Genomic DNA, 26,417 nt, shown 5'->3' on the forward strand with positions numbered 1-26,417 from the left:
CGATAACTTCTCTATTTACGCAGCAGAGTGCGTGCTACTGCTTGAGCATTATCTGCCGAGTTGAAATCACCAAGCACGTGGGCAACGGTAATGGCACCGTCGATCAGGATAATGAATTGCCTGGCCAGGGCTTCCGGATCAACGGCACCATATTGCTGGCAAATCCCGAGTACGAATGCGAGCATCTTTTCTTTATGCTCTTTGGCAACCAGGCGCACAGGGTCCAGGGGATCACCCGTTTCGCCAGCGGTATTGATGAAGGCACAGCCGCGAAAGCCGTTCGACTGGAACCAGCCCTTGAGCACGCTGAAGATTTGCAATAGACGTGCTTCCGGGCTGTCGACCTTTTCGACTTCGCTCTTGAACCAGTTCATCCAGCGCTCATCGCGCTGTTTCAATACCTCTGCTACCAATTCGTCCTTGGTTCCGAAGTACTTGTAGATACTCTTTCTCGAAATCCCGGAAGTCTTGACCAGGAAATCCATGCCGGTGGCATTGATACCGTTTCTGTAGATGAGGTCTTCGGCGGTTTCGAGAATTCGTTCTCTGACATCGGAAGTTGATTTGCTGTCCATGTGAGAGATGGTAGAACGATCGTTCTCCATGGGCAAGCCTCTTTCTTGAAAAAACTATGAACGGTGCTTTGATAGATGGAGGAAATGACCTTATTTCGTTTATCTATCAGCGGCGAAGTGTAACCCGTACGCCCCGTGAACGGGCGGGCAAGCGGGCAGCAGCGACTATACTTGCCACGAACTTTGTCCTGGGGGAGATAGAGAGCGATCTTCCGGCCTGTCCGGAAGCCGGAACACGTGTCTGCTGCACTGCCGATGACCGTCGCACGCTCCACCCGCGTACGAGCATCAGGAACGAGGCGACGGGAACATGGCGATAGCAATCATCTTGGGTCTCATCGTTGTCGCGTCTGTGCTGTTCCACTTCCTGGCGCCCTGGCACCTGACCCCGGCCGCGTCGAACTGGGGCTCCATCGACACCACACTCCTCATCACCCTGCTGATCACCGGTGTGTTCTTCATCGCCATTGTGGGCTTCATGGTGGTGGCCATCATCCGTTTCCGTCACCGCGAAGGCCGGCGCGCAAAGTACGAGCCGGAAAACCGCAAGCTGGAGTGGTGGCTGATCGTGGTCACGTCGATCGGCATTATGGGCATGCTCGCACCGGGGCTGGTGGTCTACAGCGATTTCGTCCGGGTGCCCAAGGATGCCTATCCCCTGGAAGTCGTTGCCCAGCAGTGGCAGTGGGCTTTTCGTTTTCCCGGCCAGGACGGCCAACTCGGCCGCGCCGACGTGAAGTGGGTCGATGCGGGCAATCCGCTCGGGCTGGACCCGAGCGATCCGGTCGGCCAGGACGACGTGCTGATCCGCAGCAATGAGGTGCGCCTGCCCCAGGATCGACCGGTGAAGGTATTGCTGCGTTCCAAGGATGTGCTGCACAACTTTTACATCCCGCAGATCCGCGGAAAGATGGACATGGTGCCGGGCATGGTTTCGCACTTCTGGTTCACCCCGACGGTGGCCGGCAAGTACGAAATCCTCTGTGCGGAGTTCTGCGGGGTAGGGCACTTCAATATGCGCGGGATGCTGTTCGTCGAACCGGTCCAGGCCTTCGATCAGTGGCTGGCAGCCCAGCCCACCTTCGCCCAGACCCTGGCGGCGGCCAGTAAACCCAGCCAGGGCAGCCTGATCGACAAGGGGCGCCAACTGGCGGAAGACCATGGTTGCCGTGCCTGCCATAGCCAGGACGGCAGCGCGAGCCTGGGGCCGGGCTGGAAGGATCTCTATGGGCGCGAAGAGAAACTGGTGGATGGCACCCGCGTGAAGGTGGATGACGCCTACCTGAGGGAGTCCATCCTCGATCCCAAGGCCAGTCTGGTGCAGGGCTTTCCGCCCGTGATGGTGCCCTATACTTTCAACCAGGATGAACTGGCCGCCCTGGTCGCGTTCATCCAGTCGTTGAGCGCCGCCGGCCAGCAGGAGCAGCGTTCCTCCGAGGCGGGTGGCGATGCGGTGGAGCAGGGGCAACGACTTGCCCAGTCCATGGGTTGCCTGGCCTGCCACAGCCTGGATGGCAGCAAGGGCATAGGACCCAGTTGGCAGGGTTTGTACGGCCACCGTGTGACCCTGGCCGATGGCAGCCAGGTCGAAGCGGACGACGCCTACCTCAAAGAGTCCGTGCTGGCGCCTGCCGCCAAGCTGGTCCAGGGGTTTGCGCCGGTGATGCCGGCCTTTACCCCGACCGATGTGGAACTGGCGGCACTGGTCGCCTTCATCAAATCCAGGGCAGATCCCGACGCCAAGCAGGAACAGGCGCCGTAGAAGCGGAAGGACCCGGTCGCGTCACGGAGGGTTTCCGATGGCCCATGTCGAGCAAGCCGAAGCCGATGTGCTGCACGAACCGCAGAGCTTCTTCACGCGCTACATTTGGAGCCAGGACCACAAGGTCATTGCTATCCAGTACTCCCTGACCGCGATCTTCGTCGGCCTGATCGCCCTGGTGCTGTCCGGCCTGATGCGAATGCAGATCGGCTTCCCCGGCAGCCTGGAGTTCATGGACCCGACCACCTACTACCAGGCCATGACCCTGCACGGGATGATCATGGTGATCTACCTGCTGACGGCCCTTTTCCTCGGTGGCTTCGGTAATTACCTGATTCCGCTGATGGTGGGTGCGCGGGACATGGTCTTTCCCTACGTCAACATGCTCAGCTACTGGTTCTACCTGCTCTCGGTGCTGGTGCTGCTGGCGAGCTTTTTCGTGCCGGGCGGCCCGACGGGGGCGGGCTGGACGCTCTATCCGCCCCAGGCCATCACCCAGGGCACACCGGGAACCGAATGGGGCATCGTGCTGATGCTGGTGTCCCTGGCGATCTTCATCGTCGCCGCCACCATGGGCGGCCTGAATTACGTCACCACCGTGCTGCAGGCCCGCACACACGGCATGACGCTGTTTCGCATGCCGCTCTCGGTGTGGGGCATCTTCATGGCCTCGATCCTCGCGCTGCTGGCCTTCCCGGCGCTGTTCGTCAGTGCGGTGATGATGCTCTTCGACCGGTTGCTGGGGACCAGTTTCTTCATGCCGGCGCTGATCTCGATGGGCCAGCCGCTGGATCACCAGGGCGGCAGTCCGATTCTCTTCCAGCACCTGTTCTGGTTCTTCGGGCACCCGGAGGTGTACATCGTCGCGTTGCCGGCCTTCGGCCTGGTGTCGGACCTGATCAGCACCCACGCGCGCAAGAACATCTTCGGTTACCGCATGATGGTCTGGGCCATCATCGCCATCGGCGTGCTGAGCTTCGTGGTCTGGGCCCACCACATGTACGTCAGCGGGATGAACCCGTACTTCGGCTTCTTCTTCGCCATCACCACCCTGGTCATTGCGGTGCCGACCGCGCTCAAGGTCTACAACTGGACCCTCACGCTCTGGCATGGCGACATCCACCTCACGGTGCCGATGCTGTTCGCCCTGGCGTTCATCGTCACCTTCCTGGTGGGCGGCCTGACCGGGCTGTTCCTCGGCAATGTGATCGTCGACATCCCGCTGTCCGATACCTATTTCGTGGTCGCGCACTTCCACATGGTCATGGGAGTGGCACCGATCCTGGTGGTGTTCGGTTCCATCTACCACTGGTTCCCGAAGATCACCGGGCGGATGCTGAATGACACCCTCGGCAAACTGCATTTCTGGATCACTTTCCTCGGAACCTATGCCATCTACTTCCCCATGCATTACCTGGGGTTCCTCGGCATGCCGCGGCGTTACTACGCCTATCCGGACTACGAGTTCATCCCGCAGTCGGCCCAGGAGCTGAATGCCTTCATCACGGTGGCCGCGCTGATCGTGGGTGTGGCGCAGCTGCTTTTCCTGTTCAACCTGGCCTGGAGCACCTTCAAGGGCCGGCCGGCGGGTGGCAACCCGTGGAAGGCCACCAGCCTCGAATGGCAGACCCCGGACACACCGCCGGTGCATGGCAACTGGCGGGAGAAACTGCCAGTGGTGCATCGCTGGGCCTATGACTACAGCGTGCCCGGCGTGGAGCAGGACTTCGTGCCGCAGACGGTTTCAGAAGAAGAACTTCAGCTTCTTCGCGAGGCCAACGGCACGAATACCCGCGCGGAGAAACAGCCATGAGCACGCAACCCTGGAAGAACGCCGGGGCTTCCGAGCCAGGTGGCTGGGGCCCGCGCGAATCCCAAGGTCCCGAGGCGCCGATCCAGGACCCTGAGCGGACCGCCAAGGTTGGCCTGTGGGTGTTCCTCGGTGTCGTGACCGCGCTGTTCCTGCTGTTCCTGCTGGCCTTCATCGCCCGCTCGCAGGTCTCGGACTGGCGCCCGCTGACCGATCCGCTGGCGCCCTTGGCCCATCCCTGGATGCTCTGGGTGAACACCGCGCTGCTGGCTCTGGGCAGTGCTTGCCTGCAGTGGGCGAACGGGGCGATGCGGCGCGACCAGATGGGCACATCGACCCTGGCGTTCCTGCTCGGAGGGGCCTTTGCCATGGCTTTCCTCGCAGGCCAGCTGTGGGTCTGGCAACAGTTCGCCGCCTGGGGCTACGCCGTCTCGGGCAATCCGGCCAACAGCTTCTTCTACCTGCTCACCGGCCTGCACGGCCTGCACCTGGCAGGCGGTCTGGTGGTATGGGTCGTGGTGGCGCAACGCATGCTGCGCCACGGCCCGATGAAACGAATGCGGACCGGAATGGAACTCTGCGCCTTCTATTGGCATTACCTGCTGGGGTTGTGGCTGGTGCTCTTCGCGCTGCTCACCAGCACGCCGGAAACCTACCAGGCCATCGCGGCCTTCTGCGGGTTGAGGTAGCACCATGGCCACATCGACGCGGGAAACGCCGGTCGGCAATCCATCGACCTGGCAGGGCATCGCACAGGACTGGTCCTCGGATCGCGACGCTTTCAAGCAGGTGCCCTGGGGCAAGGCGATGATGTGGATCTTCCTGCTCAGCGACACCTTCATCTTCACCTGCTTCCTCACCGGCTACATGTCGGTGCGCATGAGCACCACCGCCACCTGGCCGAATCCCAGCGAAGTTTTCGCCCTGACCATCGGCGGCGCGAGCATTCCGTTGATTCTCATCGCCATCATGACCTTCGTGCTGATCACCAGCAGCGGCACCATGGCCATGGCCGTGAACTACGGATATCGACGCGACCGGGTGCGCAGCGCGGCGCTGATGCTGACGACCGCTGCCTTGGGGGCCACCTTCGTCGGCATGCAGGCGTTCGAATGGAGCAAACTCATCTCAGAAGGTGTGCGGCCCTGGGGCAACCCCATGGGCGCGGCGCAGTTCGGCGCTTGCTTCTTCATGATCACCGGCTTTCACGGGCTGCATGTTTCGGTGGGGGTGATCTATCTCTGCACCGTGGCGTTCAAGGTGCTGCGCGGGGATTACGAGAAGCGCGGGAACTACCAGATCGTCGAAATCACCGGGCTCTACTGGCACTTCGTCGACCTGGTCTGGGTATTCATCTTCGCGTTCTTCTACCTGTGGTAGAGCAGGGGAGAGATGAGATGGCACATGCGCAAGGTCAACAACACCCGATCAGCCTGTACCTGAAGATATGGGGGTTGCTGTTCGTCCTCAGCACCCTGTCGTATCTCGTGGATTACTACCACTTCACCGGGTACTTCCGCTGGTCGATGATCCTCATCCTGATGTTGCTGAAGGCCGGGCTGATCGTTTCGATCTTCATGCACATGGCCTGGGAGCGCCTGGCGCTGGTCTACGCCATCCTGGTACCGCCGCTGTGCCTGCTGGTACTGGTGGGGTTGATGGCGGCCGAGGCCGACTACGTGCTCTTCACCCGCGGGACGTTCCTGGGGCAGTAGCTGGGAGCATTGAGATGCGGTTGTGGCAGGACTGCGTCCTGCTTGGCGAATGAATTCGCCCCTACAAGGTTGCGGTAGAGCGGAGCGAAACCCAACTTGGCGACCCACAGGCTTGCACTGAAAACCCCTCTCCCTTCCGGGAGAGGGGTCGAGAGCGGGCAGCCCTAGATCGTCCGCTTGAACTGATGCCAGCGGTGCAGCCAGGAGACTATCCAGTGCGGTGAAGCCGAACCCGTTCCGGCCAGTCGCAGCTGCGGATGGTGGTTGATGACCCGGTCGAGCGTGGATTCCTGTTCCGGCTCCACATCCACGAAGAAGATGTGTTCACCTTCCTTGACCTTCTCTTTCAGGTTGCGGAAGTGGGCGTTGGGTACCTGGATACCGAAGAAACCGCCTTCCCAGATGCAGAATCCGAGCACCACCACGGCAAGGAACGCGAACGGCACCCAGCCCGCCGGCGTGTCCGTCCAGCCTGCCAGCCAGGCGACCAGCAGGATCAGCGCGGCCAGCGGCACACCGATCACCGCTCCGATCTCGCCCGAGTGGACGACGTCCTGCTTCATGAAGGAGTTCACGTCATGGAGATGGTGTTGTTCGACATCGGCATCCTTGTCGCTCAGTACGTGGATCTGTTCTGTATTGATGCCGCTGGCCTCAAGCTCGGACTCAAGGATTTCCAGATCGTCGAGGTTGTCACTGATGTAGTAGTGCCGATTCATGCCGCACCTCCGGCTTCTTGTTCGAAGTGGTCTGCCGTCTCCCGCAATTGATCGCGTTATTCCGGTTGGTTATCTACGAAGCATCAATGAAACTTGATGGTTCTTTCACTTGAAAATTATAGCATTCGTGTTCTCGGGCAATCCCTGAAGCCCTTGTGATGCGTGGCTTCCGGCGATGGATGACGTAGTCCGCTGATAGGGCTTGTCTAAACTGGTGATTGAACATCAGGTGTGGCAACGCCCACGTCAGGAGGTTGCTAGATGAACACGTTGACCATCAAAAGCTGGTGCAAGCCCAAAGGCGCGGAAAAGTCGATCCCGATGGGGGATCTGCATTTCCACGTCAATGACACCGACCATCTGCGGCTGGAGGAAGCGGAAGAACGCCTGCAGCAAACCCATGAGCGGGAAATGATGATCGCCGCCGACATGGAGCACATGGAACTGATCACGCCCAGCGAATGCGGTTCGCTGTCCGATCTGCAGTTCCGTGTCTATCTCAGCAGGGACGACGAACGCGGCCAGTTCCACCTCGTGGGCCACCGTGAAAGCGATGGCAGCCTGGTGTACACCAACTCGGTGATGATCGATCAGTTGGGCTAGCCCTCAAGTGCAGCGCCAGACTCCAGGCCATGCTGCTTCACCAAGGCGGGGGTGTAGTGTCGTCACCTCCGCCTTGCCATCTACCTGTAAAACATCGCGCGTCAGCGAGCGTTGAGGACTACCAGCAGCCACTCCGGACGCTGTGCAACTTGCAGCCCGTAGGATGTGGTGGAGCAACGCGATACCCATCAGTACAAACCCGGCGGGTGCTCAGTCCTTCTTCCCGTCTGCCTCCACCCATTCCCAAACAGGCAACGCCCATGCCGCCGAGAGCGGCATGCTCAACGCAAAGGTTTCGTTGCACCTCTGGCGTTTCTGTATTTCTCTGTGTCCGCCCCGGCCTTGCACATGCAGGCTTGCAGAACCTCGATACGCCGACACATTGGCGGTACGTGGCGTGAATAGGGTGGAGCTTCCAATCCCACCCATTCGAGAGGTCACAGCCATGTGGCACGTACGTTTTCTCACCACCACTGCAGCACTGGTCCTTTTCGCAGGGCTCGCCCACGCTGAAGGCACGGCCAGCCCCCCAAGCTGGCAGAACGGCATCCACCGCACCGATCTTTCGCGCCACGATCTGGAAGTTCCGGGCTACGAAGCCATCCAGGTTCGGGTGGACTTCGAGCCAGGCGTCGTGTCCCCACGGCACTCGCATCCGGGGGCGGAGGTCGCCTATGTCATCTCGGGCACCTTCGAGTATCGACTGGAGGGTCGTGCGCCGGTGGTTCTCAAGGCCGGTGAATCCCTGTTCATCCCGGCCGGCACCCCGCATGTCGCGACGAACATCGGCAAGGTGGAGGCGTCGGAACTGGCAACCTACATCGTGGACAAGGCCAAGCCGCTGTTGAAGCTGGAGGAGTGAACGGGAACCTCGCCGCGCCATTCGTGGCGCGGCGTGCTGGCAGCGACCGGGTCAGGCGCCCCGCTTGCGCAGATCGACAAACAGCGCCTCGACCTTCTCCCGCGCCCAGGGTGTCTTGCGCAGGAAGGTGAGGCTGGACTTGATGCTGGGGTCGCTCTTGAAACAGCGGATATCGATGCGTTTGGCCAAACCGTCCCAGCCGTAATGGTCGACCAGTTCGTTCAGCAGCTTTTCCAGGGTGATGCCGTGGAGGGGGTTGTTCGGTGTCTGGGTCATGGCGGTACTGACGTAATGGCAGGGCGAAGGCGGGCACTATGTGCGTTTCGGGCTGAAAGTAGAAGCCATTCCGAACTCGACCATGCGCCACAGCGACACCTTCCGCCTCCAGCGGGGCGGCGGAAGGCATGCCGCATTCAGAGGGTGTAGACGAACTCTGGAGCAGGGCGCTGGCCTAGCCATTCCCGCAGCAACGCCGTGGTGCGCTCGGGTTCCTCCAGCGGCGGCAAGTGCCCGCATTGCGGCAGGATTTCCAGCCGCGAACCGGCAATTTTTTCATGCATCAGATGGGCTTCGGCGACCGGTGTGAGCTGGTCTTCGGCACCCACCACGATCATCGTGGGGATGCGGATGTCCTCAAGCAGCGGCACTGAGTCGGGGCGGTCGATGATCGCTTGTTGCTGGCGGATGAAGCCTTCCTTGCCCACCGCAGCCGCCATCTGCTGCACGGTGGCGGAAACCTGGGAATCGAGCCAGCGTGAATGGATCAGGCGCGGCATCAATTGTGGGCTGACGCCGATGAAGCGCCCGCGATTAGCCAGTTCCAGCAGTCCCTGGCGAGTGGCCGCGCGCTCTGCGGAGTCGAGGCTTGCCATGGTGTCGAACAGGGCCAGGCGCGACACACGCTCAGGGGCCTGGCGCAGGATTTCGAAGGCCACGTAACCGCCCATGGACAGCGCCGCCAGGGCGAATTGGGGCGGCGACTCGTCCAGCACGCGGTGGGCCATGGCAGCGATGCTGCTGTCTCGTGTCAGATCAGCGATCTGTACGTTCGCCTCGTCGGACAGCGCATCGGCCTGATGCGCCCAGAGGAGATGGTCATTGAGCAGGCCCGGGAGCAGGACCAGGGAGGTTTGGATCTCTTCCATAGGGCGGGGGCACTTGTACGAATAGGAGCGGTGATCGGAGCGGTGCCGGAGCACCCTGTTCGGCAACATGGTTCAGGCTTTGCGATGGACCCTGTCCACCCGCGAATCCTGGCCGCAGCGCATTTCACTTGCGTGAACGGCGAATTCTAGACGCTCTGCACTTCGGATTGGCTCCGGGGGCAAGGACGCCGGGTGGATTTCGGGCGGCATTCGGCCAATCACTGCCTGCGACCGCTGACGTATCCCTTTGTATCCGCCCCCCGTCCTCGCTGACTCGCTTACAAATGCGCCTTTTCACGGATACGCCGTGGATACACGGCAGCGGCTTAATAGCCACACCCCAACGAGGTTAGCCCTGGCGCCTCGCTCCAGGGTTACAACGCCCTTGCGGCATGACCTGCGCGGCCTGGCCGCTACCCTATCCGGAGAAACTCCATGTCCCGTGCCCAGATTTCAAACAAGACCCGTATTGGCCTGATCGCTGTCGCCCTGGCCGGCGGCATCAACCTGGCTTCGTCCACCGCCTTCGCCGTGGAGGCGCTGCCCCAGGGCTACCTGCTGGCCGCTGCCGACAAGGCGGGTGAAGGTAAATGTGGAGAAGGCAAGTGTGGAGAAGGCAAGTGTGGTGCGGCTGAAGCCAGTGACAAGGCAACCCAGGCCGAAGGCAAGTGTGGCGAAGGTAAATGCGGCGCTGCCGAAGCCGGCAATGCCAAAGCGGCCGAAGGCAAGTGCGGTGAAGGCAAGTGCGGCGACGCCTCCTTTGCCCGCACCGATACCGATGACGACGGCCTGGTCTCACGCAAGGAACTCCTGACCGTGGCCCCGAACGGCGGTGCGGAATTCATTGCGATGGATACCAACAAGGACGGCTTCCTGTCCGAGGGCGAGGTCTACAAGTTCCGCAGCAACCAGTACACCTCCAACGGCAAGAAAGTCCCCACCGAGCTGTTCACCAAGATGAGCCAGGCCAAGAACTGATTCGAGGCCACTCGTCCCCCCCTCCCTGTGCCCTTGGCCGGGGAGGGTTTCACCCCGCTGGAGAACTGCCATGACCACCGCCGCTTTCCCCTACGGTGCAGGCCTTGGCCTGCGTCGCGCCCTGTTGCCCGAGTTGCTGGAGATGGATGCCGGTGCCGTGGACTTTCTGGAGTGCACACCCGACAACTGGATCAAGGTCGGTGGCCGCCACGGGGACGGCCTGGCGCGCCTGGCCGAGCGTTTCCCGCTGGCCTGTCACGGCCTGTCGCTGTCCCTCGGTGGCCCGGCGCCCCTGGACCGCGACCTGCTGCAGCGCACCCGCGAATTCCTCGACCATCACAATGTCGCGTTCTTCAGCGAGCACCTGAGCTACTGCTCGGACGATGGCCAGCTCTACGACCTGCTGCCGCTGCCCTTCACCGACGAAGCGGTACGCCATGTCGCCGCGCGAATTCGCCAGACCCAGGATGCCCTGGAGCGCCGCATTGCCGTGGAGAACATTTCCTACTACGCCGCGCCGTACCAGGCGCTGCAGGAGATCGACTTCCTCCGCGCGGTACTGGAAGAGGCTGACTGCGACCTGCTGCTGGACGTCAACAACCTTTTCGTCAACTCGATCAACCACGGTTATGACGCCACGGAATACATGGCGGCGCTGCCGGCGGAGCGGGTTGCCTACGTGCATGTGGCCGGTCATTACGACGAAGCGCCGGACCTGAAGATCGATACTCACGGCGCCACGGTGAAGGCGGATGTCTGGTCCTTGCTGGAGCAGGCCTATCGGCGCTTTGGTCCGTTACCGACCTTGTTGGAGCGGGACTTCAACTTCCCGCCCTTGGCAGAACTGCTGGCCGAGGTCGAACAGATTCGTGTGCGGCAACAGGCAGCGCAGACATGGCCGGAGGTGCGCCATGCATGAGGTACTGCATGACCAACTGATGAGCATGGCGCGCTACGTGCGCGACCCGCAGCACAACGCGCCGCCCCCCGGTATCGAGGTGCGGCGGCTGGCGGTTTACCGGCAGTTGTTCTTTGGCAATGTGGAGTCGCTGTTGGCCGGCGGCTTCCCCGTGCTGCGCGCCAGCCTTGGGCCGAAGCAGTGGCAGGCGCTGAACGAGTCCTTCTACGCCGACTACCGCTGCCAGACGCCCTTGTTCACCGAGATTTCCGGCGAGTTCGTCGACTACCTGGCGGAGGGCGGGGCCGATGCCCAGGGCCTGCCGCCCTGGGTCGTGGAACTGGCGCATTACGAGTGGGTGGAGGCCGCGCTGCTCCTGAGCGACCGGCGCGAACCAGCCCACGACCCGGAGGGCGACCTGCTCGATGGGGTGCCCCTGCTATCCAATCTGGCCTGGCCGTTGGCCTACCAGTGGCCGGTCAGTGAGATCGGCCCCGACTACCTGCCGCATGTGGCCCCGGAGCAACCGACCCTGGTGCTGGCGCGGCGCGGAGCGGACATGAACGTGCACTTCTCGCGGCTGGCGCCCCTGGCCCATGCACTGCTCGATTCGTTGCAGGAGCGTAACTGCTCCGGCCGCGAACACCTGGCGGCCCTGGCCGAGGCCATTGGTGCCGACAGCGAAACCATCCTGCCGCAGGGCCTGGCCCTGCTGGAAAACCTGCGTGCTCAGGGCGTGGTGCTCGGCACCCGCAGCTGACGTGCGTTCTGATGCCGGATCGCTCCGGCATTTCCCCACCTGTGGAGATTCAGTGATGACCGCAATTCTGGAAAAAACCCTCTATGTCGCACAGACCCGGACTACCGGCGGCCGCGATGGCCGCGGCAAGTCGTCCGATGGCGAACTGGATGTTCGCCTGAGCCCGCCCGGTTCGGGGCGGCCGGGTACCAACCCCGAGCAGCTCCTGGCCGTTGGCTGGTCCGCCTGTTTCATCGGGGCACTGCGCCGCGCTGGCCAGAGCCTGGCGATCCGCCTGCCGGACGACGTAGCGGTGGCGGCCGATATTTCACTGGGCAACACCGCCGACGGTGGCTTCGCCCTGGCGGCGAAACTGACCGTGGAACTGCCGGGATTGGCCACCGAGGACAAGGCCCGGCTGGTGGACGCAGCGCACCAGCTTTGCCCGTACTCCAAGGCGACCCGGGGGAACATAGCGGTGACCTTCGACATTCCCTGATCAGTTCCTGCCAGTACAAAAAGCCCGCGCGCCTGGAAAGGTACGCGGGCTTTTTATTGTCTGGTGGAATGCGTGTCTTCGACTGCCGATGGGTTTCGCTCCGCTCAACCGCATCCTACGTACCGCCACTCGGCGCGTCCACGTAGGATGGGTAGAGCCTGTGAAACCCATCGTGTTACAGGTACGAAAAAGCCCGTGCATCCGAACGGGTCAGGCTTTCCTGCGGAAGAGCAAGGCATCCAGGCTGAATTTCCCGGCGCCCTTGAGCAGCAGAGGCATTGCGGCCACCAGGTAGATCAGCGGCAGCTTGTAGTTGCCAAAGCCCTTGTCGCTGATGGAGTACCCCTGGGCGAGTTCCGACAGGCTTGACCAGTGCGCCGGCCAGTGCACGGCGGCGATGGCCACCAGGGTCAAGATCATCAGCGCCAGGGTGGCGAAGCGCGTACCGAGACCGAGCAACAAAAGCACGGGGGCGATCAGCTCGGCCCACATCGACACCTGCCAGTTGACGCCGGCGGGAATCTGGTCGAAGGGGAAGGGGAAGGCCGAATTGATCTGTTCGAACCAGTTTGCACCGTTCCATTTCTCCAGGCCGGATTCGAAGAATTCCCAGGCGAGGAACAGGCGCAGGGTCATGTCGGCGCTCCAGGCGCCCAGGCGGTCGAGTTGCTGGCAGGCGTGCGTGAGCGGGGCGAAGGCAAGGTGGGTCACGGGCGGGCTCCAATGAACTGAGCGCGACCGCGGGATGCTGTCGCTGCTCCTGTGCCCATGCTGGCAAGGGGGCTTGTCCCGCATGTGTCGGCTGCGGCCCGTCGTGTATCGCTGTGTACGGCGCCTCAGGCCGTGGCGCCGAGCTCCAGCTGTGCGCACAGGCCACCGTTTTCGCGGTTGTGCAGGGTCAGGCGGGCGCCCAGGGCCTGGCTCAATTGCTGGGCGATGGCCAGGCCCAGGCCTGTGCCGCCGGTGCTACGGTTGCGCGAGCTTTCCACCCGGTAGAAGGGCTTGAACACTTCGTTCAATTCCTCTTCGGCGATACCTGGGCCGTTGTCCCGCACCTGTACCTGCACGGTGCCCTGTACATCGCGTTGCACAACCAACTGGGCCTCGCCGCCAAACTTCAGGGCATTGTCGATCAGGTTGCTGAGCACCCGACGCAAGGCATGGGGGCGGGTTTCCAGTTGCATCCCGCAGCTGCCGCTCAGGCTCACTGCCTGGCCGCTGTCCTGGTAGTCGCAGACCAGGCTGTCGAGGAAGGCGTCGAGGTCGATCCGGCACAGGGGTTCGCTGGCGCCGTCCATGCTGCGCGCATAGGCCACGCCTTCGCGCACGAGGTGCTGCATTTCATTGAGGTCGCTCCACAGCTTGTCTCGTTCCTGCGAGGCATCCATCTGCTCGACGCGCAGCTTCATGCGGGTAATGGGGGTTTGCAGGTCGTGGGAAATGGCCGCGAGCAGCTGCATGCGTTCCTTCAGGTAGGTGCCGATACGCCCCTGCAGGGCATTGAAGGCGCGGGCGGCGTAGGCCACTTCGTTCGGGCCGCGCTCGTCGAGTTCCGGGCCGGGGGAGTCGGGGTCGAGGTGGTCGACGGCCTCTGCCAGGCGAGTCAGCGGGCGAATGGCCGTGCGCACTGCCAGCCAGGTGCAGAACAACAGCAACAGCAGTTGCAGGATCAGGACCACGGGCAGCCACTGGGCCACCGGAATCGGCCTGGGCGTGACATCCACCGTCAGCGGCTGGCCATCGCTCAGCACCAGGTGGGCCTGGAAGTGCGGGGTCGGTCCGGGAATGTTCTCGAAGCGCACGGGGTAGCGTTGGCCGATGGCCCGTTCGATGGAGATCGCTGCCATGTGCGCCTGGTTCATATCCATGGGCACACCCGGCACGCCCTCATCGAGGCGATAACGGTAGTTGCGCCGTTCCAGCAGCGACAGCCAGGCGGCGCGTTCGTCCGCCGGCAGCCGGTCGATCAGCGCCACGGCGGTGCTCACGTCATATTCCAGGTTGCCCAGCATCACGTCGCGCCCGGTCTGGTAGCGCTCGTAGAACTGCGAGGCGAAGGACAGTCCGTAGGCCAGCAACAGGCCGCTGAGAAAGATCAGTGCCAGGCGCGCCGCCAGGGTGCGCGGCCAGTGGGGCAGGGTCATCACGCGGTTGGCTCGATCAGTTGCACGGGTAGCGCAAAGACATAGCCTTCACTGCGCACTGTCTTGATGCAGGCCGGCTCGCGGGCGTCGTCCTGCAGGCGTTGGCGCAGGCGGCTCACCAGCAGGTCAATGGAACGGTCGAAGACATCCGCTTCGCGGCCCTGGGTCAGGTTGAGCAGTTGCTCGCGGCTGAGCACGCGCTGGGGATGGTCGAGAAAGACCCGCAGCAGGCGGTATTCGGCGCCGCTCAGGGCCACCAGGGTGCCCTCGGCGTCCAGCAGGTGGCGCTGCGTGGTATCCAGGCGCCATTTGCCGAAGCCGATCAGCCGGCTACTTTCGCTGATCTGCAGGTTCGGCGGCAGCATGCGGGTACGGCGCAGCACGGCGTTGATCCGCGCCAGCAGCTCGCGGGCGGAGAAGGGTTTGGTCAGGTAGTCGTCGGCGCCCATCTCCAGGCCGATGATGCGATCGGTCTCCTCGTTGCGCGCGGTCAGCATCAGCACTGGCGTCGCCTTGTGCTTGCCGACGCGCAGTTCGCGACACAGGCGCAGGCCATCGTCGCCGGGCATCATGATGTCGAGCACGATCAGGTCGACCACATTGCCCTCGAGGAAGGCACGCATCTGCCGGCCGTCCGCCGCCAGGCTGACGCGCAAGCCATTCTTCTTCAGGTAGTTGCCAACCAGCTCGCGGATTTCCCGGTCGTCGTCGACGACCAGGATGTGATCGATATGGTCCATGGGCAGTCCTCACAACACATGTGTCGGCGCTAGTGTATCGGGCTCGATGGCGCTTGCCCGCCGCCCTTTGTATTGCAGTGTATCCAGCGTGGCCCTGATACCCGAGCTTGCACAATAGCCTCGCGTATCCGTCTGTATCCGCTGGCGCTGTCGATACCTGGCGCAGCAATCGCCGATGGTGTCGGACACATCCGCGATACCTCCCGCCACTGAAATGGGCACCGCACGGATGCCAAGTCGCATCCCCCCTTAACCGGACCCGTGTGCCCAGGACGGCCTGGTTCGCCCGCCCGGATCATCCCGGGCGCATTCACCATCGAGGTGCCCATGTTGCTTGTTGCCTTTCTTGGCGGGGTGCTGACCCTCTTCAGCCCCTGCATCCTTCCCGTATTGCCCCTGCTACTTTCCCGCGCCGGTGGCCCGGCCTGGTCGCCGCTCGTGACCCTGGCCGGCCTGGCCTCGGGCTTCGCCGTGCTGGCGAGCCTGGCCGTGGTTTCCAGTAACTGGGTGATCGAGGCCAGCCAATGGGGCCGCTACCTGGCCCTGGGCCTGCTGGCGGTATCGGCGATGGCTTTGCTCTCGACGCGTGTCGGTGCCTGGCTGTCGCGGCCCTGGGTCTGGCTCGGCAACCGTTTGCACGCTGATGCCCGCGGACTGCCGCCGGTGCTTTCGACCTGGCTGCTGGGCTGCGCCGCCGGGTTGCTCTGGGCGCCCTGTGCCGGCCCCATCCTCGGCCTGATCCTCTCCGGCGCGATGCTCAATGGACCGAGTGCCTCCACTAGCCTTCTGCTGCTCAGTTACGGCCTCGGCAGTGCGGTTGCGATGGGTGCGTTGATCTTCCTGGGCCGCGGTGCGTTCCAGCGCGCGAAGCTGTCGTTGCGCGCGATGGAATGGCTGCGTCGCGGCGCCGGCGCCCTGGCCTTGCTGGCGGTCGTTGGCATTGCAAGCGGCACCAGTGACCAGTTGGCAGGAGCGGGTTCCTCGCGCCTGGTGTTCGAACTGGAGCGCAAGGCGATCGAGGGTATTCCGGCGCTGGTGGAACGCCTGGTGGGCAACGCCCATGCCGATAGCATCGAGCAACTGCCGGACCTGGGCGCGATGCCCTCTCTGGAAGGCGCCACCCAGTGGCTCAATGGCCCGCCGCTCAGCAACGAACAACTGCTCGGCAAGGTGGTCCTGGTGGACTTCTGGACCTTCGACTGCATCAACTGCCGGAACAGCCTGCCGTATGTGAATGAATGGGCCAAGCGCTACGCCGACCAGGGCCTGGTGGTGATCGGCGTGCACACGCCCGAATACCCCTTCGAACGGATCATCGACAATGTGCGCGAGGCGGCCGGTCGCCTGGGCGTCAAGCACCCGGTGGCCATCGATAACCAGTACCGCATCTGGAACGCGTTCACCAACCAGTACTGGCCGGCGCATTACTTCATCGACGCCAACGGGCGGGTTCGCCACCTGCATATCGGCGAAGGGGACTACGCAGAGCAGGAGGCCATCATCCAGAAGCTTCTGCAGGAACGGCAGGCAACAATGGGGGAAGGCGGCGGCAGTCGCTGAACCCGTGCGGTAGACATGCGCGGCCGATCGGGGCCGCGCGACATCTGGTGATGAGCCTGGATTGGACGCGCCTGCCTGATTTGCTAGCTTCTGCCCCTTTCATCATCAAAGGACGTCCCGATGCGCCCAACAGGAAAGCGCAGCGTGCAGAGGCTTCTGTTCGCCCTTGCCACTTCGCTCGCTGGCCATGCCGTGGCCGATGCCGAGCGGGCAGATATCGGCACCGCCGTGCAGCAAGCCGCAGGGCAGGTCATGCAGCAGTACGGCATTCCGGGCCTGGCCATTGCAGTCACTGCCAATGGTGAGCAGCACTTCTACAACTTCGGTGTGGCGTCCAGGGAGACTCGGCAGGCGGTCACTCGCGACACCCTCTTTGAAGTCGGCTCGGTCAGCAAGACGCTGACGGTAACGCTGGCTGCCTATGCCGAAGCCAACGGCAAACTATCCCTCTCCGACAGTCCCGGGCAGTACCTGCCGCAACTCAAAGGCAGCCAGCTCGACCCGGTGACCCTGATCAACCTGGCCACGCACACGGCGGGTGGATTTCCGCTGCAACTGCCCGATGAGGTCCAGAACCAGCAGCAGTTGATGGACTATTACAGGTCCTGGCAGCCCCGGTTCGCCCCTGGCACCTACCGGACCTATGCCAACCCCAGCATTGGCCTGCTGGGTGTGATCGCAGCCAGGAGCCTCGGCATGCCCTATGCCAAGGCAATGGAATCCGAACTCCTGCCGAAGCTTGGCATGCGCAGCACTTTCATCGACGTACCGGCGAGTGCCATGCCGCGCTACGCCCAGGGTTACAACAAGGACGATGCGCCGGTGCGGGTGAATCCGGCGATGCTGGCGGCGGAGGCTTATGGAGTGAAGACCAGCAGCAAGGACCTGCTGCATTTCGTCGAAGTCAATCTGGGCCAGGTAGCGATGGATGATGCTTCCTTGCAGCAGGCGATCGACGCCACCCGCACCGGTTACTACAGGCTGGGTGCCATGACCCAGGCCCTGATCTGGGAGCAGTACGACTACCCGGTGGCCCTGCAAACGCTGCTGGAAGGCAATGCCAGCCGGATGGCACTTGAAAGCCATGCCGTCACGGCCATCACGCCGCCCCTGGCGCCGCAACAGGCCGTCTGGGTCAACAAGACAGGCTCGACCAATGGCTTCGGCGCCTACGTGGCCTTCGTGCCGGAGAAGAAATTCGGCATCGTGCTGTTGGCCAACAAGAACTACCCGAACGAGGAACGGGTGAAGCTGGCTTACCGCATCCTCGGTGAGCTGGAAGCGCATCAGTAGGTTGGGTAGAGGAACGAAACCCAACGGGCGGGGCTGCGGCCCCCGGGGAAGTCCAGCCTGGACGATTGATGGGGTTCTGGCCGGACTGCGCGTTGGGCTTCGCGGAGCTCAGCCACAACCTACAAGAGCCGGCCCCGCTGCTGGTCCGCTGACTCGAATCGTCACAGGTAGATCCGATGATTCATGACCACGCCCAATTGAAGAAGGGAGGCCGAGGCCTCCGTTTTTCATGCCTTCAGGCGATTACCATTTGCCGGTACTCATCCCACCGTCCACGGCGAGGACGACGCCGGTGGTGAAGTCGGCCTTGGCCAGGTACAGCACCGCGTCGGCGATTTCCTGCACGGTGCCGACACGGCCGGACGGCGCCAGGTTGTTGAGGAAGTCGCGGGCGGCCGGGTCGTGCATCGGGGTGTCGATGATGCCGGGGGCGACCGCGTTCACCTGAATGTTATGCGGCGACAGTTCCAGGGCCAGGGCCCGGGTCATCTGGTTGATACCGCCCTTGATCAGCACGGGCAAGGCTGCCGGCACGTTGATGTTGGGCTGAAGGGCAACTGCCGCGGAAATGTTCACGATGTGTCCGCCCCCCTGTTGTTTCATGTGCGCGGCCGCCACCTGGGAGGTGTAGACCACGCCCTTGAGGTTGGTATCCAGCAGGTTTTCCAGGTCTTCCGGGGTGTAGTCGGTGAAGGGCTTGGCCATAAAGAAACCGGCGTTGTTGACCAGGACTTCGACGCTGCCGAAGGCCTCGATAGCGGCGGCGAAAATCTTGCGGGCGGTCGCCGGATCGGCCACGTCGCCGGCAACGCCAACGAAGTTGCTCGGGTTGCCCAGGCTGGCGGCGGCTTCCTGCAGGCGCTCGACGGAGCGAGCGGTACCTACGACGTTGTAGCCATTTTCAATGAAGGCCTTGGCCAGGCCCAGGCCGATACCGCTGGATGCGCCGGTGATGACTGCGGTTTGCTTGCTCATGGTGGTTCCTCTTAAAAGCGGGTACGGGTTTGCCTTTGAGGCGAATGGATGGGGGTGGTTGGCAGGTCAGCCCGGCGAGTTCTTCCGGTACTCGGTCGTCGTCATTCCGGCATAGCCCCAGTTGTCGGTATCCACTTCCTCTATGACGATGTGCGTGAGGTCAGGACGTTTGCCGAGTACGCGCTGCAGGGTGTCGGTGATCTCGGCAATGACCTGGGCCTTCTGCTCCCGGGTAACCCCGTCTCGGGTGATTCGTACGCTTACGAAGGGCATCTTGAGTTTCCTCTGCTGATGGTGGTGGTCATCAGCCTCGCTCCGGGCGAAACGCCGTGGGAGTGGCTGTCTGGAGTCAACTGTATTTGTGCTTGGCGTGTAGATAAATGTAGGCTCGGATACTTCAGTTGATACGCGGTGTAATGAATCGTGAAGCGCCACTTTGACGACATCCAACTGGGCAGCATCGAGCTCTTCTGTCTTGCCGCAGAGGAGGGCAGCTTCACGGCCGCGGCGCTCTCGGCCGGGGTTACGCCAGCGGCCGTGAGCCGTTCGATTTCCAGGCTGGAAGAGCGCCTGGGAACACGTCTGTTCATGAGGACGACGCGCAGCATTCGCCTCACTGAGAGCGGCCGCGCCTATTTCGAGCAGTGCCGGCAGGCGCTGACCCAACTGGTGGAAGCCGAGCGTGAAGTGATGGGCAAGCAACTCGAACCGGCCGGCGAGCTGCGCATCAGCATTCCCACGACCTATGGCCACCACCGCATCCTCCCGCTGCTGCCGCGCTTCAGGGAGCGTCATCCCGGTGTGAGGATCGATGTTCACCTGAGTAACCGGAACATCGACTTCGTCGGTGAGGGTTACGACCTGGCGATCCGTGTGCGCGCCCAGCCCGATTCGACGCTCAATGCCCGCCATCTCGAAGACGCACGGCTGGTCGTGATTGCCGCGCCGGAATACCTGGCCAGGGCTGGCACGCCCACTTCCCTGGACGACCTTGCCGGTCACGATTGCATCCAGTACGAGCTACCCAGCAGCGGGCGCCGTATCTCCTGGTTGTTCACCGACAACGGCAAGGAGCGCGAGATCCTCGCCACAGGCAACTATTGCTGTTCGGACGATGTGCTGGGCGGAGTGACCCTGGCCAGGCATGGCGCCGGTCTGTTCCAGACTTACCGCTTCATTGTCGAGAAGGAGCTGGAGGAGGGCAGTCTGGTTGAGGTCCTGCCGGAGTTCGGCGGGCGCTCCCGTCCCTTCACCCTGCTGTATCCCCATGGCCGCCACGTGCCATTGCGCCTGCGCGCCTTCATCGACTTCCTGATGGAGTGCACACAGGAATGGAAGGTTTGAGACAGCGTGACGCCCCGAAGCTCTTCAGACCCTGGCATTCCTGGTCGGGCGATTAAGTCCGCCTATGAGGGCCAGAGCAGTCCATCAGCCAGCTAAATCAATTCGACAATTAACACGCAACACCCTCAAAGCCCTTGATATCCAGAGAGATATCGCTGCTGCGTCAGCCTCGTCCGAGCTGCGCGAACGGGCGCGCCCGCATGGTTTTCACAATCCTTGTCTACTATCAATGCCATTTCCAAAACCTATTGGCTGGGTCGCAAGGTGGATTCCAAGCTGAATAGAGTGATTGGCTGAAGACAAGAAGAGGAGATAAGTATGTCAAGCGAAGCAAAGTGCCCGTTCTCTGGCAAAAATGTGATCGCAGGTGTCACGCCATCCAATGCGGAGTGGTGGCCCAACCAACTGAACCTCAAGATCCTTCATCAGCACTCGGCCGAATCCAACCCATTGGGTGGTGAATTCGATTACGCCGAAGCCTTCAAGACCCTCGACCTCGACGCGGTGATCAAGGACCTCCACGCGTTGATGACCGATTCCCAGGACTGGTGGCCGGCTGACTACGGCCACTATGGCCCAATGTTCATTCGTATGGCCTGGCACGCCGCCGGCACCTATCGCATCGCCGACGGACGTGGTGGCGCGGGCACCGGCAACCAGCGTTTCGCGCCGCTCAACAGCTGGCCGGACAACGGCAACCTGGACAAGGCGCGCCGCCTGCTCTGGCCGATCAAGCAGAAGTACGGCAACAAGCTGTCCTGGGGCGACCTGCTGATCCTCACTGGCAACGTCGCGCTGGAATCCATGGGCTTCAAGACCTTCGGCTTCGGCGGCGGTCGTGCGGACATCTTCGAGCCGGAGGACGACGTTTACTGGGGCGCCGAGCAAGAGTGGCTGGCCACCAGTGACAAGCCCAACAGCCGCTATTCCGGCAAGCGGGAACTGGCAAACCCGCTGGCCGCCGTGCAGATGGGCCTGATCTACGTGAACCCGCAAGGCCCGGACGGCAACCCCGACCCGGTAGCCTCGGCGAGCGATGTCCGTGAAACCTTCGCCCGCATGGCCATGAATGATGAAGAGACCGTGGCCCTGACGGTCGGTGGCCATACCTTCGGCAAATGCCACGGCGCCGGTGATGCGGCCAACGTCGGACCGGAGCCGGAAGCCGCTCCGATCGAAGAATTGGGCCTGGGCTGGCGGAACGCGTTCGGCACCGGCAAGGGTGGCGACGCAATCACCAGCGGCCTTGAAGGCGCTTGGACCCCGACGCCCACCAAGTGGGACAACAGCTACCTGGAAACCCTGTTCGGCTACGAGTGGGAACTGACCAAGAGCCCCGCGGGCGCCCACCAGTGGAAACCCGTTGGCACCAGCGGGGATGGCACGGTGCCGGACGCCCATGACCCGAACAAGCGCCATGCGCCGATGATGACCACCGCCGACATGGGCATGCGCATGGACCCGGTCTACGAGAAGATCTCCCGGCGCTACAAGGACAATCCGAAGGAACTGGAAGACGCCTTCGCCCGTGCCTGGTTCAAACTGACCCACCGCGACATGGGACCGCGCAGCCGCTACCTCGGCCCGCTGGTACCGAAAGAAGAGCTGATCTGGCAGGACCCGGTACCCGCCGTCGACCATCCGTTGGTCAATGAGCAGGATGTCGCCGCGTTGAAGGCAAAGATCGCCGCGACAGGTTTGTCCGTTTCGCAACTGGTCAGCACGGCCTGGGCGGCGGCGGCTTCCTTCCGTGGCAGCGACAAGCGCGGCGGTGCCAACGGCGCGCGCCTGCGTCTCGCACCGCAGAAGGATTGGGAAGTGAACCAGCCGGCTGAGGTGGCGAAGGTCATCGCGGCGCTGGAAGGCGTCCAGAAGGACTTCAACGCTTCCGGCAAGAAAGTCTCGCTCGCCGACCTGATCGTTCTGGCTGGTGGTGTGGGCGTTGAAGCCGCCGCGAAGAAGGCCGGCATCGATGTGACCGTCCCCTTCGCACCGGGCCGTACCGATGCCTCGCAGGCCCAGACCGATGTGGAATCCTTCGCACCGCTGGAGCCGCTCGCAGATGGCTTCCGCAACTTCGCCAAGAAGGGATTCGAGGGTTCGGCGGCCGAGATGTTGGTGGACAAGGCGCAGTTGCTGAAGTTGAGCGCCCCCGAGATGACTGTTCTGGTCGGTGGTTTGCGCGTTCTCGGCGCCAACTACGGCAAGGCGCAGCACGGAGTGTTCACCAAGCGGCCTGAAGCGCTGACCAATGACTTCTTTGTGAACCTGCTGGACATGAGCACGAAGTGGCAGCGTTCCTCATCCGATGCGAATGTGCTGGAAGGGCGTGACCGGACCAGCGGCGATCTCAAGTGGACAGCCACCGTGGCGGACCTGGTCTTTGGTTCCAACTCCCAGCTTCGGGCGATTGCGGAGATCTACGCCAGTAGCGACTCGCCGCAGAAGTTCGTGACTGACTTCGTCGCCGCCTGGACCAAGGTGATGAACCTGGACCGCTATGACCTGAAGTGACGACAACGGCAAGGCCCTGGCGGGCCTGCCTGCTCTGAACACCACGCCGCCGGCAGGACATTCCTGTCGGCGGCGTGGTGTTTCAGGGAGCCGTCAAGTCCAGTGGGTGAACTCAGGCCGCGCCGTGGCTCATCAGCTCGCGGATGCCGCTGCGGGCGTTGGCCTCGGCGGCCAATTGGCGCTCTTCAGCACTGGCGTAGTGGCGGTCCCAGGCCAGCACCTTGGGCGTCATCAGCTTGTGCCAGAGCGGCGGGATCATCGCGACGATGATGGTGGTCAGGTAGCCACCGATCATCATCGGCGCGTCCGCGAAGGGTTTCAGGTCCTGATAGGGCACCTCGCCCTGGGCATGATGGTGGGAGTGGCGGGTCAGGTTGAACATCGCCCAGGAGCTGATGCGCTTGTTGGTGTTCCAGGAATGCCGTGGCTGCACCGGGGTTGCCGGGTTGCGCACCATGCCGTAGTGCTCCATGTAGTTGACGATCTCCAGCAGCGCCTTGCCCCACAAGGCACAGGCGGTGAAGAACAGCGCGGCTACCGGACCGCCGATGGCATAGGCGGCCAGCACCAGCAACAGGCTCATCAGGTGGCCGCGGATTACCGCGTTGCGCCAGCCGAACAGGGCATGGCCTTTGCGCGCCAGGCGCTTCCGCTCGATCTGCCAGGCACTGAGGTTGCCCTTGAGCGTCGAGGCGAGGATGTGAAAGTAGACGTTGCGGCCGCGCGGCGCGGTGGCCGGGTCCTCGCGGGTGGACACGTAGCGGTGGTGACCGTAGACGTGCTCGATCGAGAAGATGGTGTCGAAGCTGAAGGCCAGCAGCCAGCGGCCGACCAGCATGGAAACCGGGTCCCAGGTGCGGTGCGTCAGCTCATGGGCGGTGATGGTGCCGACCATGCCGATCATCAGGCCGGTGATGATCCAGGTGGAAAGGTAATGGCCGACGAAGGTGGCGTCCCGCGCGGCGATCAAGTCGTAACCGGTCAGTTGGCTCAGCGCCAGGCCGAAACTGAACAAGTCGCCGCTGCTGACACTCCACACCGCGGAGAACACGATGAAGGCCAGTAGCGGCAGCGCCAGCCAGAGCTGCACGGTCAGGATGCCGGGATAGTTGAACCGCGGGGTGCTGATGTCGTCGCCACAGACAGCGTCGCCGATCAGGTAGATCACCAGCACCGCCACCAGGCCGAAGGTGATCCAGGCGCCGCCGGCGAGAATCGCTACGGCCGCCAGCAGGCCAATGGCATGGAAGAGGAAGTACTTGAGGTAGTGCAGGGCGTTCATGGTCGTCTCTCTTGTTGTTTTGAAGGGTGTCAGGCCGACGTGGGCAACACGTCCTGCAGGGTGGTGAAACGGTCGGCGTGAATGTGTTCGCGGGGCACACCGGCTTCGCGCAGCAGCGTGATGGCGCTGTCGATCATGGCCGGTGGTCCGCACAGGTAGGCATGGGCGCCAGGCGGGAGCAGCGCAGGTATCTGCGCCGTCACCAGACCGCGCTCGCCTCGCCAGGCGGCATCGGCGGCAGCTTCCGACAGCACCGGTACGAAACTGAATGACCCACGCCATTGCGTGGCGATGGCACTGATGTCCTCCAAGGCATAGAGATCCCGCGCCTGGCGGGCACCGAACAGCAGCGTGACGGGGCGCGAAACACCATTGGCCACGGCGTCCTGCAGCATCGCCAGCAGTGGTGCCAGGCCGCTACCGCCGGCAATCAGCAGCAGGGGAGCATCCGCCGCTCGCAGGTGGAAATCGCCCAAGGGACCTTCCACGGTCACGCCGTGGCCGAGCAGGGGGCGGTCGTTGACCACGCCGGTAAACACCCCACCAGGCACCCTGCGTACGAAGAAGCTCACCTGGGCATCCGGCTGTGCGGGGCTGGCAAAGGAGAAGCTGCGGCGCAATCGCGGCAGGCTGTCGAGGCTGAGGTCGGCGTACTGGCCGGCGCGGTACGCCAGGCTTTCTTCCAGTTGGATGACCAGCCGGGTGATGTCGTGGGTCAGCCTGTCCTGCGCCACCACCTTCCCGCGCACCTGGCGTCTGCTCGGCTGGCGGGCGAGATCCACTTCGATGTGTACATCCCCCCGAGGCACGCTTTGGCAGGCGAGGATGTAGCCGGCGTCCAGCTCTTCATCGGACAGGATGTAGCCCGTCTCGGTCAGTTCACGCACGCTGCCCGACACCAGCTTGCACTTGCAGCTGGCACATCCGCCGACACGGCAGCTGTGGGGAAAGTCGATGCCATGGCGCAGGGCGGCCTGCAGCAGCGTCTCTTTCGGATAAACCCCGACGCTGACCCCGTTGATCAACGCAGTGGTTGGGCGATGCCGGGTAAAGAGAGAAAACATGCGTCCTCCTGTTCTAGTTATTGGCGTAGAGGTTCGGGACGCTGAAATCCTAGGGCGCAGGGGAGGTGGGCAGAGAGAGCCCGGATTGACATTCAGGGGGTCATTAATTGACATTCTGGCGCTAAGCCAGATCACGAGAACCTGCTGCCCCCATGTCCGACTTCCTGCTCCCCGTGCACTACCTGCGACAGATTGCCGAACAGCTGCGGGTGATGGGTGCAGACCCGGCCGACTGGCTGCTCCAGTGCGGTGTCGAACCACGGCAACTGGATGACCTGGGCTACCAGCCAGGCTTGCCGTTGTTTTGTCGGCTTATCGAGCACGCACTGGAACTGACCGACGAGCCCGCGTTTGGCCTGCTGTTGGGCGAGCGACTGGGGATCAACACCCACGGCATCCTGGGCTACGCGGCCCTGCAGAGTGAATCGCTGCGCCAGGCGATCCAACTCGTGGAGCGTTACCTTGCGGTACGCACCACACTCGTGACGCTCAGGCATGAACATGACGAGGCGGCGCAACTGGAACACATCCAGTTCGTTCCCAGCTATCCGCTCGGCCCCATCCAGCAAACCGTGCTGGAGGCGGTAATGCTGGCCATCAAGAACGTTTTCGACGCCATTACGCCCGGCAGCGCACGGGTCAACCAGGTCAACTTCCCGTTACCGGCGACGGATTACGCGGACCTGGCCAGTGCAATGTTCAACTGCCCGGTCGCCTACGCGCAGCCCTGGGCAGGCTTCACCTTCGACTCGGCCCTGCTGGACCTCCCGCTGCGCATGGCCGACCCGGTCGCCTTCCGCGAGGCCGAGCAGATCTGCCAGCGCGAGTTGATGAAGCTCCGCGAGAAGACGTCCCTCACCGCGCGCATCCGCCGGCTCATGCTGGAAAAGCAAAACGGTTTCCCCAGCCTTGAGGTGACGGCTCGCCTGTTCCACATGACCCCACGCACCCTACACCGTCATCTGCTGGACGAAGGCACGACCTTCAAGCTGATTCTCGAAGACGTCCGGCGCACCTTGGCGGTGGAGCACCTGAAGGCCGGGCGCCTGACCGTGCAGGAGATCGCTTATTCCCTGGGCTACAACGATGTGGCCAACTTCCGGCGGGCGTTCAAACGCTGGGAGGGCGTGCCGCCCACCGAGTTCAGGTGAATGCGATTCGCCGCCATAGCGGTACGGGGCGCCGAAATATCCACT

Annotated in this window: 27 protein-coding genes; 16 read left to right on the plus strand and 11 right to left on the minus strand. The window is 63.0% G+C overall.

Annotated elements, in window-relative coordinates:
* Positions 1-11: 11 nt before the first annotated feature.
* The gene (locus tag G559_RS0110965) at positions 12-575 is read right to left on the minus strand and encodes a TetR/AcrR family transcriptional regulator (RefSeq protein ID WP_028628263.1); all 564 of its coding nucleotides are present in this window, start codon (positions 573-575) and stop codon (positions 12-14) included.
* Between the two features lie 310 nt (positions 576-885).
* Between G559_RS0110965 and G559_RS0110970 the strand changes: the two genes are divergently transcribed.
* The 5 genes from G559_RS0110970 to G559_RS0110990 are packed head-to-tail and all read left to right on the plus strand — an operon-like array spanning position 886 to position 5,862.
* Positions 886-2,337, plus strand: coding sequence for a cytochrome c oxidase subunit II (locus tag G559_RS0110970; RefSeq protein ID WP_028628264.1), 1,452 nt, complete (start codon positions 886-888; stop codon positions 2,335-2,337).
* Between the two features lie 37 nt (positions 2,338-2,374).
* Complete coding sequence (ctaD, locus tag G559_RS0110975) at positions 2,375-4,150, plus strand: cytochrome c oxidase subunit I (protein ID WP_028628265.1); 1,776 nt, start codon at positions 2,375-2,377, stop codon at positions 4,148-4,150.
* On the plus strand, positions 4,147-4,836 hold the full coding sequence (locus G559_RS0110980) for a cytochrome c oxidase subunit 3 (protein WP_028628266.1): 690 nt from the start codon (positions 4,147-4,149) through the stop codon (positions 4,834-4,836). The genes ctaD and G559_RS0110980 overlap by 4 nt, the downstream gene beginning before the upstream one ends.
* Before the next feature lie 4 nt (positions 4,837-4,840).
* Entirely contained in the window at positions 4,841-5,527 is a 687-nt protein-coding gene (locus G559_RS0110985) for a heme-copper oxidase subunit III family protein (RefSeq protein WP_028628267.1), read from the plus strand.
* 17 nt (positions 5,528-5,544) lie between these two features.
* Positions 5,545-5,862: a cytochrome C oxidase subunit IV family protein gene (locus G559_RS0110990; RefSeq protein WP_028628268.1), complete on the plus strand. Its 318-nt coding sequence runs from the start codon at positions 5,545-5,547 to the stop codon at positions 5,860-5,862.
* 164 nt (positions 5,863-6,026) lie between these two features.
* Here G559_RS0110990 and G559_RS0110995 read toward each other — a convergent pair whose 3' ends face one another.
* Positions 6,027-6,581: a magnesium transporter gene (locus tag G559_RS0110995; RefSeq protein WP_028628269.1), complete on the minus strand. Its 555-nt coding sequence runs from the start codon at positions 6,579-6,581 to the stop codon at positions 6,027-6,029.
* A 261-nt stretch (positions 6,582-6,842) separates the two neighbouring features.
* Here G559_RS0110995 and G559_RS0111000 point away from each other — a divergent pair, with 261 nt between their 5' ends.
* Together G559_RS0111000 and G559_RS0111005 are read left to right on the plus strand one after the other, a co-directional pair.
* Entirely contained in the window at positions 6,843-7,184 is a 342-nt protein-coding gene (locus tag G559_RS0111000) for a hypothetical protein (protein ID WP_028628270.1), read from the plus strand.
* 445 nt (positions 7,185-7,629) lie between these two features.
* Positions 7,630-8,046: a cupin domain-containing protein gene (locus tag G559_RS0111005; protein ID WP_028628271.1), complete on the plus strand. Its 417-nt coding sequence runs from the start codon at positions 7,630-7,632 to the stop codon at positions 8,044-8,046.
* 51 nt (positions 8,047-8,097) lie between these two features.
* On the opposite strand, the gene G559_RS0111010 is transcribed toward G559_RS0111005, so the two are convergent.
* Positions 8,098-8,322, minus strand: coding sequence for a VF530 family protein (locus G559_RS0111010; RefSeq protein WP_028628272.1), 225 nt, complete (start codon positions 8,320-8,322; stop codon positions 8,098-8,100).
* Positions 8,323-8,459: 137 nt separating this feature from the next.
* Entirely contained in the window at positions 8,460-9,191 is a 732-nt protein-coding gene (locus tag G559_RS0111015; protein WP_028628273.1) for an alpha/beta fold hydrolase, read from the minus strand.
* Positions 9,192-9,626: 435 nt separating this feature from the next.
* On the opposite strand from G559_RS0111015, the gene G559_RS0111020 reads away from it, so the two are divergent.
* From G559_RS0111020 to G559_RS0111035, 4 genes are all read left to right on the plus strand, one after another.
* Positions 9,627-10,169 carry an HvfA family oxazolone/thioamide-modified RiPP metallophore gene (locus G559_RS0111020; protein ID WP_028628274.1) on the plus strand — a complete coding sequence of 181 codons (543 nt, stop codon included), beginning with the start codon at positions 9,627-9,629 and terminating at the stop codon, positions 10,167-10,169.
* Positions 10,170-10,239: 70 nt separating this feature from the next.
* Positions 10,240-11,088, plus strand: a complete 849-nt coding sequence (locus G559_RS0111025) for an HvfB family MNIO-type RiPP peptide maturase (protein WP_028628275.1) — start codon at positions 10,240-10,242, stop codon at positions 11,086-11,088.
* The gene (locus G559_RS0111030) at positions 11,081-11,827 is read left to right on the plus strand and encodes an HvfC family RiPP maturation protein (protein WP_028628276.1); all 747 of its coding nucleotides are present in this window, start codon (positions 11,081-11,083) and stop codon (positions 11,825-11,827) included. The genes G559_RS0111025 and G559_RS0111030 overlap by 8 nt, the downstream gene beginning before the upstream one ends.
* Positions 11,828-11,882: 55 nt before the next feature.
* A complete protein-coding gene (locus G559_RS0111035) occupies positions 11,883-12,305 on the plus strand; it encodes an organic hydroperoxide resistance protein (protein WP_028628277.1) in 423 nt (140 codons plus the stop codon).
* A gap of 210 nt (positions 12,306-12,515) precedes the next feature.
* On the opposite strand, the gene G559_RS0111040 is transcribed toward G559_RS0111035, so the two are convergent.
* From G559_RS0111040 to G559_RS0111050, 3 genes are all read right to left on the minus strand, one after another.
* Positions 12,516-12,941: an HvfX family Cu-binding RiPP maturation protein gene (locus tag G559_RS0111040; RefSeq protein ID WP_051246612.1), complete on the minus strand. Its 426-nt coding sequence runs from the start codon at positions 12,939-12,941 to the stop codon at positions 12,516-12,518.
* Positions 12,942-13,141: 200 nt separating this feature from the next.
* Entirely contained in the window at positions 13,142-14,449 is a 1,308-nt protein-coding gene (locus tag G559_RS0111045) for a sensor histidine kinase (RefSeq protein ID WP_036997301.1), read from the minus strand.
* The gene (locus G559_RS0111050; RefSeq protein WP_028628280.1) at positions 14,449-15,189 is read right to left on the minus strand and encodes a response regulator; all 741 of its coding nucleotides are present in this window, start codon (positions 15,187-15,189) and stop codon (positions 14,449-14,451) included. Before G559_RS0111050 ends, G559_RS0111045 begins: the two co-directional genes overlap by 1 nt.
* Positions 15,190-15,516: 327 nt before the next feature.
* On the opposite strand from G559_RS0111050, the gene G559_RS0111055 reads away from it, so the two are divergent.
* Both G559_RS0111055 and ampC read left to right on the plus strand, forming a co-directional pair.
* Positions 15,517-16,749, plus strand: a complete 1,233-nt coding sequence (locus tag G559_RS0111055) for a cytochrome c biogenesis protein DipZ (RefSeq protein WP_028628281.1) — start codon at positions 15,517-15,519, stop codon at positions 16,747-16,749.
* Positions 16,750-16,869: 120 nt separating this feature from the next.
* Positions 16,870-18,042: a class C beta-lactamase gene (ampC, locus tag G559_RS0111060; protein WP_028628282.1), complete on the plus strand. Its 1,173-nt coding sequence runs from the start codon at positions 16,870-16,872 to the stop codon at positions 18,040-18,042.
* A gap of 243 nt (positions 18,043-18,285) precedes the next feature.
* Here ampC and G559_RS0111070 read toward each other — a convergent pair whose 3' ends face one another.
* Positions 18,286-19,017, minus strand: coding sequence for an SDR family NAD(P)-dependent oxidoreductase (locus G559_RS0111070; protein WP_028628283.1), 732 nt, complete (start codon positions 19,015-19,017; stop codon positions 18,286-18,288).
* Between the two features lie 66 nt (positions 19,018-19,083).
* Positions 19,084-19,290, minus strand: coding sequence for a tautomerase family protein (locus G559_RS0111075; RefSeq protein WP_028628284.1), 207 nt, complete (start codon positions 19,288-19,290; stop codon positions 19,084-19,086).
* A gap of 150 nt (positions 19,291-19,440) precedes the next feature.
* On the opposite strand from G559_RS0111075, the gene G559_RS0111080 reads away from it, so the two are divergent.
* The gene (locus tag G559_RS0111080; RefSeq protein ID WP_028628285.1) at positions 19,441-20,361 is read left to right on the plus strand and encodes a LysR family transcriptional regulator; all 921 of its coding nucleotides are present in this window, start codon (positions 19,441-19,443) and stop codon (positions 20,359-20,361) included.
* Positions 20,362-20,679: 318 nt separating this feature from the next.
* Positions 20,680-22,875: a catalase/peroxidase HPI gene (gene katG, locus G559_RS0111085; protein ID WP_028628286.1), complete on the plus strand. Its 2,196-nt coding sequence runs from the start codon at positions 20,680-20,682 to the stop codon at positions 22,873-22,875.
* 112 nt (positions 22,876-22,987) lie between these two features.
* Here katG and G559_RS0111090 read toward each other — a convergent pair whose 3' ends face one another.
* Positions 22,988-24,157, minus strand: a complete 1,170-nt coding sequence (locus G559_RS0111090; RefSeq protein ID WP_028628287.1) for an alkane 1-monooxygenase — start codon at positions 24,155-24,157, stop codon at positions 22,988-22,990.
* Between the two features lie 29 nt (positions 24,158-24,186).
* The gene (locus tag G559_RS0111095) at positions 24,187-25,221 is read right to left on the minus strand and encodes a 2Fe-2S iron-sulfur cluster-binding protein (protein ID WP_028628288.1); all 1,035 of its coding nucleotides are present in this window, start codon (positions 25,219-25,221) and stop codon (positions 24,187-24,189) included.
* A 152-nt stretch (positions 25,222-25,373) separates the two neighbouring features.
* Between G559_RS0111095 and G559_RS0111100 the strand changes: the two genes are divergently transcribed.
* Entirely contained in the window at positions 25,374-26,372 is a 999-nt protein-coding gene (locus G559_RS0111100) for an AraC family transcriptional regulator (protein ID WP_028628289.1), read from the plus strand.
* Positions 26,373-26,417 lie beyond the last annotated feature (45 nt).

The sequence above is a fragment of the Metapseudomonas resinovorans DSM 21078 genome (assembly GCF_000423545.1).
In the GTDB taxonomy this organism is placed as follows: Bacteria; Pseudomonadota; Gammaproteobacteria; order Pseudomonadales; family Pseudomonadaceae; genus Metapseudomonas; species Metapseudomonas resinovorans.